General features: G+C 57.4%; 5 protein-coding genes, 1 tRNA gene and 1 pseudogene. 5 read left to right on the top strand and 2 right to left on the bottom strand.

The window, feature by feature from the left end; all coding sequences use genetic code 11:
• The first annotated feature begins 167 nt into the window (after window positions 1-167).
• Window positions 168-2129, top strand: coding sequence for a bifunctional 2',3'-cyclic-nucleotide 2'-phosphodiesterase/3'-nucleotidase (locus tag WDB91_RS03155; RefSeq protein WP_339113721.1), 1962 nt, complete (start codon window positions 168-170; stop codon window positions 2127-2129).
• 79 nt (window positions 2130-2208) lie between these two features.
• Window positions 2209-5313 (top strand): valine--tRNA ligase, encoded by a 3105-nt coding sequence (locus tag WDB91_RS03160; protein ID WP_339113722.1) that lies wholly within the window; start codon window positions 2209-2211, stop codon window positions 5311-5313.
• Window positions 5314-5527: 214 nt separating this feature from the next.
• Here WDB91_RS03160 and WDB91_RS03165 read toward each other — a convergent pair.
• Window positions 5528-5710, bottom strand: a pseudogene (locus tag WDB91_RS03165) (IS256 family transposase); the annotation flags it as partial.
• A gap of 1037 nt (window positions 5711-6747) precedes the next feature.
• On the opposite strand from WDB91_RS03165, the gene WDB91_RS03170 reads away from it, so the two are divergent.
• Window positions 6748-6823: transfer RNA gene (locus WDB91_RS03170), tRNA-Ala, on the top strand.
• Between the two features lie 167 nt (window positions 6824-6990).
• A complete protein-coding gene (locus tag WDB91_RS03175; RefSeq protein ID WP_339113723.1) occupies window positions 6991-7530 on the top strand; it encodes an AAA family ATPase in 540 nt (179 codons plus the stop codon).
• Window positions 7531-7813: 283 nt separating this feature from the next.
• On the opposite strand, the gene WDB91_RS03180 is transcribed toward WDB91_RS03175, so the two are convergent.
• Window positions 7814-9946: a DnaJ domain-containing protein gene (locus WDB91_RS03180; protein WP_339113724.1), complete on the bottom strand. Its 2133-nt coding sequence runs from the start codon at window positions 9944-9946 to the stop codon at window positions 7814-7816.
• A gap of 532 nt (window positions 9947-10478) precedes the next feature.
• Between WDB91_RS03180 and WDB91_RS03185 the strand changes: the two genes are divergently transcribed.
• The gene (locus tag WDB91_RS03185; protein ID WP_339113725.1) at window positions 10479-14375 is read left to right on the top strand and encodes a hypothetical protein; all 3897 of its coding nucleotides are present in this window, start codon (window positions 10479-10481) and stop codon (window positions 14373-14375) included.
• The last annotated feature ends 128 nt before the right edge of the window (window positions 14376-14503 follow it).

A 14503-nucleotide genomic window follows, 5' to 3' on the forward strand; every position in this document is an offset into this window, starting at 1 on the left:
TCAACCCCGAAGCCGTCCTCCGCTCGTTGATAGGAATTGATCGTGTGGTCTAATTTTCGCGCATTTCGGCAGGTTGCGGCGGATTGACCCGACGTGCCCTGCGCAATTGTCGTGAAACTGTCGGGGATCTGCGCCAGATTTGGAAAAAACTGATGAAGGGGATTTTCATGTCGGGCATTTCTCGCCGCTTCTTTCTGTCGGCTACCGCCGCCACCGGCGCCTATCTGGTGCATCCGTTCAAGGCCGAGGCCGCCGAGGGCCAGATCCATCTGCGCATCATCGAGACGACCGATATCCATGTGGCGCTCGACCCCTATGACTATTACGGCGACAAGCCCGACGACACCCAAGGGCTGGCCCGCACCGCGACCCTGATCGAGGGCTTGCGCGACGAGGCCGAGAACACGCTTCTGCTGGATAATGGCGACTTGCTGCAGGGCAATCCTCTGGGTGATTACATCGCGCATCAGAAAGGTGTAGGCGATGACGTGCACCCGATGGTCAAGGCGATGAACATCCTTGGCTATGATTGCGCGACGCTCGGCAATCACGAGTTCAATTACGGGCTCGAATTCCTGCAGGCATCCCTCGAGGCGGCAGCCTTCCCCTTCGTCTGCGCCAATGTCGTCTCGGGCCCCGAGCTAAGCGCCGATCCGCTGGAGGACCAGACACTCTTCCCGCCCTATTATGTGATGGAGCGCGCCCTGACCGATGGCTCGGGCGAGGCGCATCTGGTGAAGATCGGCGTGATCGGTTTCGTCCCGCCACAGATCATGCAATGGGACGAGGCCAATCTGAAAGGCCGAGTTTCGACGCGCGATATTGTGGCGGCCGCCAAGGCATGGGTGCCCAAGCTGAAAGGCGACGAGGCCTGTGATCTGGTGATCGCGCTGGCCCATACCGGCATCGAGGGCGGCGGTTACACCGAAGGCATGGAAAACGCGGCCCTTTATGTGGCCGAGGTCGAGGGTATCGATGTCGTGCTGACCGGCCACCAGCACCGTGTCCTGCCCGGCCCCGATTATGCGGGCATCGAGGGCGTGGATGCCGAAAAGGGCACGCTCGCCGGCAAGCCCGCCGTGATGGCGGGGTTCTGGGGCTCGCATATGGGGCTGATCGACCTGATGCTGGAGAAGCAGAACGGCAAATGGGGGATTGTGAGCCATACTTCCGAGGCCCGCCCCATCTACAAGCGCGAGGACCGCAAGGCGATCGCCCTGACAGAGAGCTTCGCACCCATCACCGAGGCCGTCGAGCCGGACCATCAGGCGACACTCGCCTATATCCGCTCGCCGGTGGGCGAGACCTCGGCCCCGCTTTACAGCTATTTCGCGCTGGTCGCCGATGACCCTTCGGTGCAGATCGTCTCGCAGGCGCAAAGCTGGTATGCCAAGGATATGCTGAAGGAAACCGCCTATAAGGATTTGGCCGTCCTCTCGGCGGCGGCACCGTTCAAATGTGGCGGGCGTGGCGGGCCGGACTATTACACCAATGTCGCCAAAGGCCCTGTTGCCATCAAGAATGTGGCCGATCTCTATCTCTATCCCAACACCTTCCGCGCGCTGAAGGTGACGGGTGCCACCGTGGCCGACTGGCTCGAGCGTTCGGCGGGGGCGTTCAACCAGATCGAGGTGGGGGCCAAGGATGCGGCCCTCCTCAACCCTGATTTCCCGAGCTATAATTTCGACGTGATTGACGGGGTGAGCTACCGCATCGACCTCTCGAAACCCGCCAAATTCGACAGCGAGGGCAAACAGGTCAGCGAGGGCGGGCGGATCGTGGATCTGATGTTCGAGGGCAAACCCATTGACCCTGATCAGGAGTTCATCGTGGCGTCGAACAATTACCGCGCTGGCGGCGGTGGCCATTTCCCGGGCGTGGATGCCTCGAAAATCGTGTTCGAAGGGCCCGATACCAATCGCGATATCATCGTGCGGTTTATTCAGGAGCAAGGCACGATCAACCCCGCGGCGGATGGCAACTGGAGCTTTGCGCCAATGGAAGGCACCACGGTGACCTTCGCCTCCGGCCCCGCTGGACGGGACTTCATGGAGGCCGTGAAGGGTGTGCAGATCGCGGATGCGGGCGAAGCCCAAGACGGATTCGCGCTCTACCGGATCACGCTCTGACACATTTGCCTTGCTCCAAAGGCTTTTCCTCGCGCTTGGCCCACGTTAAAGAGGGCCAAGCCTTACAAGGATCAGACGCATGCCGATGGAAAAGACCTTCAACGCCGCCGAGGCAGAACCCCGCATCTCCGCCAAATGGGAAGAGGCAGGGGCCTTCAAAGCGGGCGCCAATGCCTCGCGCCCCGAAACCTTCACCATCATGATCCCGCCGCCGAACGTGACCGGCGCGCTGCATGTGGGCCATGCGTTCAACAACACCATTCAGGATATTCTGGTCCGCTGGCACCGGATGCGCGGCTTTGACACGCTCTGGCAGCCGGGTCAGGACCATGCCGGCATCGCCACCCAGCTGATGGTGGAAAAGGAACTGGCCAAGACCGGCCAGCCGGGCCGCCGCGAGCTGGGCCGCGAGAAATTCCTGGAGAAGGTCTGGGACTGGAAGGGCCAATACGGCTCGACCATCGTGGGCCAGCTTCAGCGACTTGGCTCGTCCTGTGACTGGTCGCGCAATGCCTTCACCATGGCGGGCGCACCGGGCGATCCGCGCACCGGCCACGAAAATAGCCCGAATTTCCACGATGCCGTCATCAAGGTCTTCGTGGATATGTATAACAAGGGCATGATCTATCGCGGCAAGCGTCTCGTGAACTGGGACCCCCATTTCGAGACCGCGATCTCGGACCTCGAAGTCGAGAATATCGAAGTCGCGGGCCATATGTGGCACTTCAAATACAAGCTGGCCGGTGGCGAGACCTATACCTACCGCGAGAAGGACGAAGACGGCAACGTCACCTTCGAGGAGGTGCGCGACTATATCTCCATCGCGACCACCCGCCCCGAAACCATGCTGGGCGATGGCGCGGTGGCCGTGAACCCCAAAGACGAGCGTTATGCGCCCATCGTCGGCAAGATGGTGCATCTGCCGCTCTGTGACCGTCTGATCCCGATCGTGGCGGACGAATATCCGGACATGACCTTCGGCTCGGGCGCCGTGAAGATCACCGGCGCGCATGATTTCAACGATTATCAGGTCGCCAAACGCTGCAACCTGCCGATGTATCGCCTGATGGACATGCAGGGCGCGATGCGCGCCGATGGCCTGCCCTACGAGGATTGCGTGGCGCGTGCCCGCGAGATCGCGGCAGGCGCCGAAGCGGGCGAGATGGAGATCGACAGCCTCAACCTCGTGCCCGAGAAATATCGCGGCATGGACCGGTTCGAGGCCCGCAAGGCGGTGATCGCGGATATCAATGCCGCCGGGCTTGCGGTGACGATCGAGAAGATCATTACTGATGACGAGGATAACGAAGCCGCGATCTGGGTGCCTTATGTCGAGGACAAGCCGATCATGCAGCCCTTCGGCGACCGCTCGAAGGTGGTGATCGAGCCGATGCTGACCGACCAGTGGTTCGTCGATGCCGAGAAGATCGTGGGCAAGGCACTGGATGCCGTGCGCGATGGCCGCACCAAGATCATGCCGGAATCGGGCGAGAAGACCTATTTCCACTGGCTCGAAAACATCGAGCCGTGGTGCATCTCGCGCCAGCTCTGGTGGGGGCATCAGATCCCTGTATGGTATGGCCTGGACCTGTCGGTGACGGGTTTCACCGATGACGAGAACAATGGCGATCTGGACGAGGTCGAACTGGGCCGTCTCTTGAACGAAGGCGGCATGCTGCACCGTGGTGACATCCACCATTGCGCCGCCGATTTCGACTCGGTGACCGAGATGTTCCGCGATGCGAATGCCGCTCTGCCCGTGCCACTCTCGGCGGCCCGTATCGTCGAGGTGGCCGACCGGAAGGCCGCAATGGAAACGCTGGCGGCATCTCTGGCCGAGTATAACCTGTCTCAGGACCCGACCCATCTGGTCTATCCGGTCTGGCGCGACGGCGATGTGCTCGATACCTGGTTCTCTTCGGGCCTCTGGCCGATCGGCACGCTGGGCTGGCCGAACTGGGACGAGAGCACCAAGAAATACTTCCCGACCGATGTTCTGGTCACCGGCTTTGACATCCTGTTCTTCTGGGTGGCGCGCATGATGATGATGCAGCTCGCCGTTGTCGATCAGGTGCCGTTCCACACCGTCTACCTGCACCAGCTCGTGCGTGACGAGAAGGGCAAGAAGATGTCGAAGACCACCGGCAATGTCATCGATCCGCTGGAAATCATCGACGAGTTCGGGGCCGACGCGCTGCGCTTCACCAATGCGTCGATGGCGGCCCTTGGCGGCGTGCTGAAACTCTCGAAAGACCGCATCGCGGGCTATCGCAACTTCGGCACCAAGATCTGGAACGCGACCCGCTTCGCAGAGATGAATGGGGTGTTCGAGGGCGCACCTGTCGCAATGCCCGCGCCCACCCATACGGTAAACCGCTGGATCGTGGGCGAGGTCGCCAAGGTCCGCGAAGAGGTCGATGCGGCCTTTGACACCTATCGTTTCAATGACGCCGCCAACGCACTTTACGGCTTCGTCTGGGGCAAGGTCTGCGACTGGTATGTCGAATTCGCCAAGCCTCTGTTTGACGGCGAGCATGCACAGGAAACCCGCGAGACCATGCGCTGGGTGCTGGATCAGGCCTATACCATGCTGCACCCGATCATGCCCTTCATCACCGAAGAGCTCTGGGAGCTGACCGGCGAGCGCACGAAGCTTCTGGCCCATGGCGATTGGCCCGTTTACACGGCAGCGGAACTCGTTGACCCGGCAGCCGATGCCGAGATGAACTGGGTGATCGCGCTGATCGAGGAAATCCGCTCCTCGCGGGCGCAGATGGGCGTGCCGGTGGGACTGAAACTGCCGATGATCCTGGCCGAGGCCGATGCGGCGGCGCGTGCGGCGCTTGCCAATAACGAGGCGCTGATCCTGAAACTGGCGCGCGTGGACAGCATCACCGAAGGGCCGATCCCGAAAGGGGCGATCTCGATCCCTGCCCATGGCGCGCTCTTCGGCCTGCCGCTCGAAGGGGTGATCGACGTCAAAGCCGAGAAGACTCGGTTGGAGAAGGCTCTGGCCAAGATCCAGAAGGAGATCGGCGGAATGGAGGGGCGTCTGAAGAACCCGAAATTCCTCGAAAAAGCCGAGGCCGAGGTGATCGAGGAAACTCGCGGCAATCTGGCACTTCGTCAGGAAGAGGCGGACAAGATCGCCGCTGCCGTCAAACGATTGGCAGAGCTGGGCTGATAACGATGGAAAGGCCGGGACATCTTCCCGGCCTTTTTTCATGCCCCTATGCGCCGAGATCACCAAACCGGCCGACCACCAGAGACACATCGACAGCTCTCCGCAAACCCCCGCTGAAAAAGCAGCGCTGCTTGACGTTCTGGAAGATCGTTACTGGGTGTCGCTGAGAACAGCCTCCCCGCTTCCCTTCCCCAGACCGGATATGTCGGGATACGCGGATCTGCCGATCCCGCTCTCTGGGGCCATTGCGCGGAGCCAGCCGCTCAGCCCTGATGTCTCCCTGGTCCACGCCTACCTCCGAGCCATCAGGTGCTCCGCGATAAAGCCGATCATCTCGCGCAACAAATCCGCATCGCCACTCCGGTCGGCAAGCGCGAAGATCCACCACGGGTTTGATCCTCTGGTAGCTTTCCCGGTTCAGGTTCAGGCTCGCAACCGGATGCGCTGCGCACAATGGCTCCCCATATTTCGAGATTCCGGGGGCATTCCGCCAGTTGCTGGATAAATCGGTTCCTGGGCGCGAGGCAGTGATCGAGGGAGAGGAGAAATCCTGCCCTTGGCACCGCATCACGCCATGCCGGACGCATACCATCAAGATGATGCAGGCGCCCTTTAACATGCCCCACCCTTTTACAGCTACCGAAGGCCGATATGTCAGAACATAAGGTCTCTTCCATCTCGTATTCCACCAAACCTCGGGCGGGCGGGTCAATCTTGTCCCGTCTAACAAAGACCTGTCTGGCATCACTTTCGCAGCGAGCGGGATCAACAAGGACCATATGCGGCAACGTTCCCAATGGAATTCCTGGTTGGTGCCGGCACCGTAGTCCTGATTGGTTGTCAGAAACCGGGACCAGCCATGTCGCGACGGCCCGCCGGTCTCAGGCGCTCTTGCATCTGCGCGGGGGCTGTGCTGCGCCCAAACAATCGGACTGGTGGAGGCGCAGCAAAGTGAGGGGAGGTCCACAGAAGCGTTGATCCGGAGCGGGTGCGTGTTCCCGGGGGAGTTAGGATGCCTGCCCTTCGGCGCCTCATGCGTCGCCTTGCGGTCCCACCTGCGCGAGCCAAACCCTAACCGCACCCCAGTGTCGTAACCACCAGATATTCAAGCTGCAGCTCACCGACTTGCGTCTTAGGCGACGCAAAGAAGACCGCCGCGCACAGCGTAGCGACCTTCTCAGGACCGACGACGACAATTACCATTTCGAGGCCAGCTCAGAGACCACAAAAAAGAAAAGGGGGACGGCGACATTATTACCTCGTCTTGTAAAAAGAGACATTTTGATAAGCGGGCCAAATATGGATGAGACCACTGGGATGGTTCCTCGCGACATCCAAAAACATCTTCTGGAAAATTACAAAAAATCAAAATTCCCGCTTGCACTACCCCAAATTCCCTACTAATAACCCGCCTACGCAAAACACTTTGCGAACGGGGCCTTAGCTCAGCTGGGAGAGCGCTTGCATGGCATGCAAGAGGTCAGGGGTTCGATCCCCCTAGGCTCCACCAAATTTTACTGAAAAGCACCAGATAGTTCTGCCTTTTTCGTCAGGGATTTGCCTCTGCCACGCAGACCGGTGCTGTTTTCCCTACGAAAATCCATGCTGCTTTGATCCGCGCCCTTCAGCGCGTCGATCGCTGCGCAGTCCCTCCCCTGTCAAACCCGAGGATGGCCCATGAGCGACCATTTCTTCGTCGTGACGGGCGGTCCCGGTGCGGGCAAGACCAGCCTGATCACCGAGCTTGCCCGCCGCGGCTTTCACACGATCCCCGAATCCGGCCGCGCGATCATTCGCGAGGAGGTGGCGCGCGGCGGAGATGCCCTCCCCTGGGTGGATCGCATGACATATGCCGAACGGATGCTGGAGCGGGACCTGGGCGCCTACAGCGCCGCACAGGCACTCTCAGGACCTGTCATCTTCGATCGAGGCATCCCCGACATCATGGGCTACCTGACGCTCTGCGGCCTCCCCGTGCCGCCCCACTTCGCCGCTGCGGCCAAGACAGCCCGTTACAACGCCCGCGTCTTCCTGGCGCCGTTCTGGGATGAGATCTTCACGCAGGACACCGAACGCAAGCAGACCCGCGCCGAAGCCGAAGCGACCTGCGCCGTCATGCGGGAGACCTACACCGCGCTCGGATACCAAATCACAGAACTGCCGCGCGCCGACATTGCAACACGTGCCGGCTTTGTCTGTAAGCAACTGGCAAATTGACCGTCATCTCTAGAGGCAGTGGCGAAACTGCTGAAGCAGACAAACCGCATGTCCCCTCCAGCCTCCCGCTGCCTGACACTCACGGCCCGTTGGTGCCGTTCACCGGGTTGGCCAATGCTGCGCTGCGACGTCCCTAGACCGGTCATTGGTGACACTGTGTAGCGTGGTCCGGCAAGCCAACCTCAACAATGCAGGACGTTCCTGCCGGTCCCTAAAGGTGCTGCTCGCTGTGGGTCGACCGGCGGCGATGCGGTGCAAGCGGAACAGCTGCATCGCTCACGTGCTACGCAACGAGACCGCTGAACCGGCCGCGATGAGTTCGCGTTTCGACGACAAGCACGCCATCCTCGATCCCAGCCCGGCGGATCGGTGCCTTGGTTAGCGCAACGCCCAGCAGTCGGCCCGCCTCCGTTAGCACCCGCACGCCCTTATTCTCGACCAGCAAGACCAAGCCTTCGTCGACCAGCAAGTCGCACTTGGTCGTGCAGTCCTGCAGCCCCACTAGGCGGTCTCCTTCAAGCACGTAAAGCCGGGTGAATGTCTGGATGTAGAGGTAGCGATCCGTCTCCAGGACCCGGATCGGCGCGCTGCCCACATCGTATAGAGCGATCGGCTTGCCGGAAGCATCAATGCGCAGGACCCGTCCCTGGGAGGTTCCCAGCAACACCGAGTCGCCACGCCCCGAGAAGGCCGCAGCCTGAAGGCGGTCAGGACCGCCGCCGGTCATGAACGTCACGGTGGCGGAGAACGTCAGCAAGTCCTCGGCACTTCCCTTACCCTGCAGATCATCGTGGCTGGCCCCAGTCAGCGTCTCGTAAGCCGCGTTGACCGCCTTCATCCGCTCCTCGTTGCCCGGGCTGAGGTCCGGGTGCAGCTTACGCACTAGACCGCGGTATTGCCGCCGGATCTCATCCGGCGTTACCGGCAGCGCAAGCCCAAACTCTTCGAGGGCCTCCTCGATTTCCACGGCGGTTCCCGTATGTCCGCCTATGCCGCCCAATTCAAAGGTCTGATGATAGGTCTCTACCGGACGCTCGGGCATGCGGACACCCCAGAGGGGCTTTCCGTCCCGGTCGATGCACCACGCTTCATCCACGTGTGTGTAAAGGTAGCGGTCTCGGTTAGGGCTGAGCGCGATGCAGTTGAGCGCCAAGTGGGGTTCGCCCCAAAGGATACCACCTTCCCCGTCAAGATCGAGACGGCGGCGCCCTGCTGCGACTTCGGGCGTGGCGGAAAGGTCGGTCTCGAAATCGACCTTCAGGTCCTCACCATAGACGGTCAGAATATTCGTTTTCGACCGTGTCGCGAAGCCTTGGCCCTCGGGATGAACATCAAGCGCATAGATCGGACGCTCCAGTCGTTCGATCATAGGGGTGCCGTCCTGCTCGGAGGTGAACATCACTGCACCCGGCGCACCGAGACTTGCCTCGGACTTTGCAAGATCATCAAAGGAAAGCACACCGCCGCGCGTGGTGAAGTGTTTCCGGAAGGCAGGGTCCGGGCGATCCGCGGGTGCGATCGCCTCTACAGTAAGTTCACGCCAAACACCTTCGGCATCCTCGAATGTCTCAGAGGTCGCAGGCAGCGTAAACTGGCTGCTCCAGGCCTCCGGGGATGGTGGCAGCGGCAACAAGGTCAGCTTGTCGAGGTTGAGTTCGATGAGTTTGCCCGGCTTGGATCTGGCCTGATGAGACCCAGGACGCGGCGGCTCGGTGTAGATTGCCGAAGCGTCCTTGGCACTCATCTCGACGCCATCTACGTAGAGCGCGTAGGTCTTTCCGTTCTTGGCGCGGGTGATCTCGCCAGCCTTCTCCAGCCACGAGATCAGGTTGCTGACAAGGCGGCCATCCTCGGCGCCCACCTCCGACTTCATCTTGTTCTGCAAGATGCCAGGCTTCGCTGCGACAGCCTTGCGAATAGCGTTGAAGAGGTCGATGGCGGCAAGATGCTTTTCGGCATCGGCGCGGTATTCCTCGAGATGATCGAATTCTGATACCAGATCATGCAGCATCGCCAGTCCCTTCCGGTCACCGGTGATGGCCAGCATGGTGCCGCCTTGAGTGAGCGCGGGCATGCTCAGGCTGAGCCTCTTCCCGTTGCCTCTGGGATCCTCGAGCCACTTGCGAATGAGCGGCAGGCTCTTGCGCGCCGCGGTTGCTGCGTCCATGTACCTGCGATCCGATATACTTTCTTGCAGGGCCTGTAATTGGCTGAAGTAAGCCTGCCCTGGCATTTCATGGGATTGTGCCTCAAGGCGCTCCCTCGTTTCCCGTTCAAAGTCCTCAAAACGGCTGCGGCGCTCACTGTCCACGCCATCATCGCCTGAGCCGGCCGCCTCGCTAATCACAGGAAGATCCTTGTTCCGCCCTGCAGCGTTTTTTCCCCCGAACATCTTCCTGAAAACGCCAAACACCATGCCCCACCTGCCTTGTTTAAATATGGTGATAGGGGCGTCCTTCACTCGGCCTGTCAATCTCCCGCTTCAATTAAACGAAGGCTCAAGCTTCGTTGCGACAGATCGCTTTGAGTTCCATGCCGAACTGGGGCACTGCGACGCGCTTGAGGCCAAAGTGAGGCAGCCAGACCAACGAACGGCCCTTTGCTGCCATTGGGTACGGTGTTCCGGCTTTACGTCGCGGCCCATCAAAGCAGCCATTCATAAGAATAATGACTTCCACGTTGTGGTAAGGTCGGCCCCAACGGTTGAATCGACGCCATCCAACGACCACATGTTGTAGGTGCTCGTTGGTGCTGGACGATATAGGGGAACGCTGAATGATTGAGTATGCTCAGTACTTGTTGCTGACAAATCCGAAACCCAAGAACTGTTTCCACTGACCCTCTAAGAACCGACGACCAAGTGCTAAGAGTATACTGCGTGCGTGGCCTCAAGGCCGACCTTCGCGGAAAACGAAAATGCGTATATGTCAACTCCCTGCGAGGGTATTGTGTCTAAAGACGATGATGATCTCTTAAAACTGATCTCTGATTTTATAAAAGGAAAATCAGGCCCGCCTGAAGCAACAATGGCGAGCTTAAATCTTGGCGATAATTTCAGCCTAGAAAATTTCGCAGGCTCTCCCCTCAGCAAAACATTTGGGGATTTCTCAAAAGAATACAAAGCAATCTCTAGGGCACTAAAAAAATATGGTCGTGTAAATTGCTTGCGCATTATTGGCGCCATGATGACCATACCCGAGTTGCAGGCCAATCATTATCGTTTGGAAGTCCTTATCCACTTAGCGTTCCTTCATGCAGAAGGAAAATCTCGTCCTACGCCCACGAATGTAACAGCTTGGTTTAACGCACTCGATAAGGGGACGTGCGGGCGGCAAGAGGACGCCACCGAAGATGTATTTGTTGCACCTGTCACATTTGAAGGGCAGCAATATAGACTGTTTGAGGGAAGCGCAGAAGGCAATCGCTTCCACACTCAACTGTTCTTAACGATCTTACAGGACATGCCGAATGGCGGACCTTACACCATGATGAAGAATGGTGTTCGCTCGATCCTCACACTATCCGAGCTGATCGCAGAACGATTTGGTGTCCCGCCATACTATGTAGGGAGCACAACACCGAGATCAGGGATTGGCAAACCTTCACCAGAGGCGTGGCGAGAGTTACGCCAAAGGGTCGTCTTCTCGCGGAGTGCGCTTGGAGCCCATGCGATTGATCTGTCAACGCTTGAGCCCTTCTTCATTCAGAAAGATCACGCGAAAGGTCTGCTAGACCATATGCCTGGTCATAGCCCATTGGATTGGCATCCTCTCATCCTGCATAAGGATGAATTGGTCGTTTTCCATCCGACGATGATCGGCACGGCGATCCGTCACATGATGATAACGATATGTCAGAGGATGGACATGGAAAGAGAACTGCACGGAGCGCTTGCCAATGCGTATGTGCAAATCTTTGCCAATAAAGGCTTGCTTAAGAAAAACCCTCCGCCACTTCAGATGCAGTATTGTGGCCCGTTCCATGCCGCACAACTCGTGCAAGAGCTGGATAAAGGGCGATACCTACACCTCTTGTTCTTTGTTGATGGCTTTGAGGACTTCGCAGAAGAAACATTTGTCGGCACAAACCCAGTAGAACCGATTTCGGACTATGTACGGAAATCAATAGAGGAAGCGCGTAAGAAATGCATTGAGGCGTCTGACTTCCGCGAGGGCTTGACGCTTGTTATTCCATGCGGCTGGGGTCGATATGTAGGATTTCGACCACCTGAACTCCCTCACAATTGGCGCATTGATTTGATGCCCCCTCATGATGCGCTTGCTTTTCATGACATGCCTAAATTCAAGACGACTGACTTATTCAAGATATTGGATGCTCAAGACGCCGTGTCAGAACAGAATATCGTCCTGATCAATGCAAACGGAATTTTTAATTTGTGGGCGTGGATGATGAATAACGATGGACACATCGTCCAACATGAGAAGTTGGAGCATGATTTTGTTACTGCGGACCGTCCTGGAATGATGCATATCCCAACAAATAGCTTGTTGGATGCGCGGATTGAATCCTACCTAGCGTCTGACATTCAGACCTTGCAACGTCCCGATGGTACCTTTGCAGAAGCGCAACGTGCACATGCAACGCCACGATACGGTACGCGATCTCTATCGCCATTTTATGTTGACGTGACTGGCTATCGCGACGGGGAATATCGAAATGTCTATCGTGGTGAAAAGGGGACCTATTGGATAAGCGTGAGCACCAAAGATGACTTGGACCGTCACAGCGCTTATCAACTGCTTTCTTTGACGATGCATTGGGCCGAGAAAGTTTTTCGCATGATTGATGCACAAGATGAGACGCCGCAGGGTGTTCAGATGTCTCACCATGTCGCCTTTGGTGACGATGAGATCGCGATTGATGGGACCCTACCAAGACCAACCGATGAAGAAGTTGCCTCCCTGATTGAGCGACGCTCAGGCATTCAATCCGAGGGTGTGGACGTTGTCATCGATGTCAAGAAGGGCTTTATGTCGGCAGGTCGTCGTGCGGACAATTTCGGAGAGCGCCAACTTGTTGGGGCACTGATCAACGCCTGTGTTGAGGCGCAAGGGCGCGAGCTGAATGCCGATGAGATCGAATCACTGATTTGGTCAGTGGTGAAGTCAGAGAAAGCGCGGCACTTACACGCCTTCGCTGAACCAGATTTACGCGACTATGTTCGTGATCATTTGCCGTCGCCTTTGGTCGTTGAACAGCTAGACGATGCCTTCACACGGATTGGACTAGGATGGTCGTGTCGCGACCGCTCGGACGGTCACAAAATTGAAGGCAAAGGCCCGTGTGCCGCTTATCTAACTCAGTTGCTTGATGCGCTTGCTACTCGGTTCAAGGAACAGGTGGCAACCTTTGATCGTGAGGCTTTGCTTGGGCGCGCATTGCTAAATCACGAGTCATGTTCGCACGAAAGCGACGTGTGGAAACGTACTTTTGGTGCGGTCGAGGCACTGGGTGATACAGATGATTTTGCAGTTCAAGATGCGTCCGAAGAAATTGGACGCCTGTTTGCTGGGAGCATGGCCTCAAGGATCATCGCTGAGGCTGCCATATGCGAAGCCCCTTTGTATAAAGGCTTCGAACCTGGTGATATGGACATCAACAGACTTCTTGCTGATGCCTCACAAATGCATCATCTGGGCGGATACCGCGCCGCTATACTGGCGGGCATTATGCCGCCAGAGATTGTGATCTCACCCGCTGGTGAAGTCATGATGGACCACGGGTTCAGTGACTCCGTGATAAGACCGTTTGGTCAGCATTTTACCGCACACTCCCTCGCAGGAGAGAAGAGAAAATACGCCTCTCGCTACGAATCCAAGGAGGTAAACCAAACACCGCCCGATCTTTCCGAGAAAGAACAGAAAGATAAGGATGCCTTTGAGAACGCTTGGCTTGATGAGTTTGGCTTCAGCGCCGAAGATTTTCTCAAATTTATCGGCGGTTTTTGGATGATCCTGCAGACAGATCGCGAGCCGATCATCAAAGAGGCACGCTCAGTTCTTGTCAAGCGGATCGGGAAGGACATCGAACTTGACGATGAAAAAATCGGAAAATGTCTCGATCGCTTTACGCTTCAACCGCGTCCATCATGGACTGACGTGTCAGACGGTTATCCTGACAACGCTTGGCATCCGTGGCGATTTCAACGACAACTGTCATTGGTGACGAAACCCATCATCCAGTTGGATGATGAAGAAGACCCAGTGCTGATAATCGCTCCCGCCATGTGCGTCCAGCACTTGGAACGGTTCTATGCGAATACGCTCCAAGGCGTATTTTCGCATGATATGTTCAGAACGAACGGGAATCTTTATAAGTTGATGGACGCAATAAATGGTGAGATGGGCGAAGAGTTCAATAGCATTGTAGCGAAGAAGTTCGGTGAGATCGGCTGGGAAGCCAGGCCCAATCAATCGGATGGTCAAATCTTCAACAGGCCGAAATCAAAGACATTTGGTGATGTTGATGTGTTGGCATGGGATAAGGCGAGTAAGCGCCTTCTCATCATAGAATGCAAAGATTTGTCGTTTGATAAGACAATCGGCGAAGTCGCAAATCGGTTATCGAAGTACCAAGGCATCATCAAGAGTAACGGCAAGCCAGACGACCTCAAAAAGCACTTGAACAGATGTGAAGAGATTGAGGCGAATCTCGATAAGGTGGGCGACTATGTTGGCATGGAAGTGGAGACAGTGGAGCGTGTCTTATTGCTCAGCCAACCCACTCCTTTGGTTTTTGCGGAATTGACCGATAAGCACTCCGTGGAAGTCATCACATTTACGGATATTGAAACGCGCTTCGAAGAGCCTTCAAAGGGTGAGTGATCTGACATAATGCCCTGAATAATATGGTCCGCCGGTTAATTGTTTGCCGCTCAATGTCTGCTCCCAACGTTTAAGTCCGAACCGTTGGCATGTGCAGCGAATGACCGGTTTCCGCCCATTCTTCCTCT

This window comes from Thioclava sp. GXIMD2076 (assembly GCF_037949795.1).
Taxonomy (GTDB): Bacteria; Pseudomonadota; Alphaproteobacteria; order Rhodobacterales; family Rhodobacteraceae; genus Thioclava; species Thioclava kandeliae.

What these genes read in the sequence shown, in the direction of transcription:
- WDB91_RS03180 (WP_339113724.1), bottom strand. Translation starts at nt 9,946, where the DNA reads ATGGTGTTTGGCGTTTTCAGGAAGATGTTCGGGGGAAAAAACGCTGCA.
- WDB91_RS03160 (WP_339113722.1), top strand. Translation starts at nt 2,209, where the DNA reads ATGCCGATGGAAAAGACCTTCAACGCCGCCGAGGCAGAACCCCGCATC.
- WDB91_RS03155 (WP_339113721.1), top strand. Translation starts at nt 168, where the DNA reads ATGTCGGGCATTTCTCGCCGCTTCTTTCTGTCGGCTACCGCCGCCACC.
- WDB91_RS03175 (WP_339113723.1), top strand. Translation starts at nt 6,991, where the DNA reads ATGAGCGACCATTTCTTCGTCGTGACGGGCGGTCCCGGTGCGGGCAAG.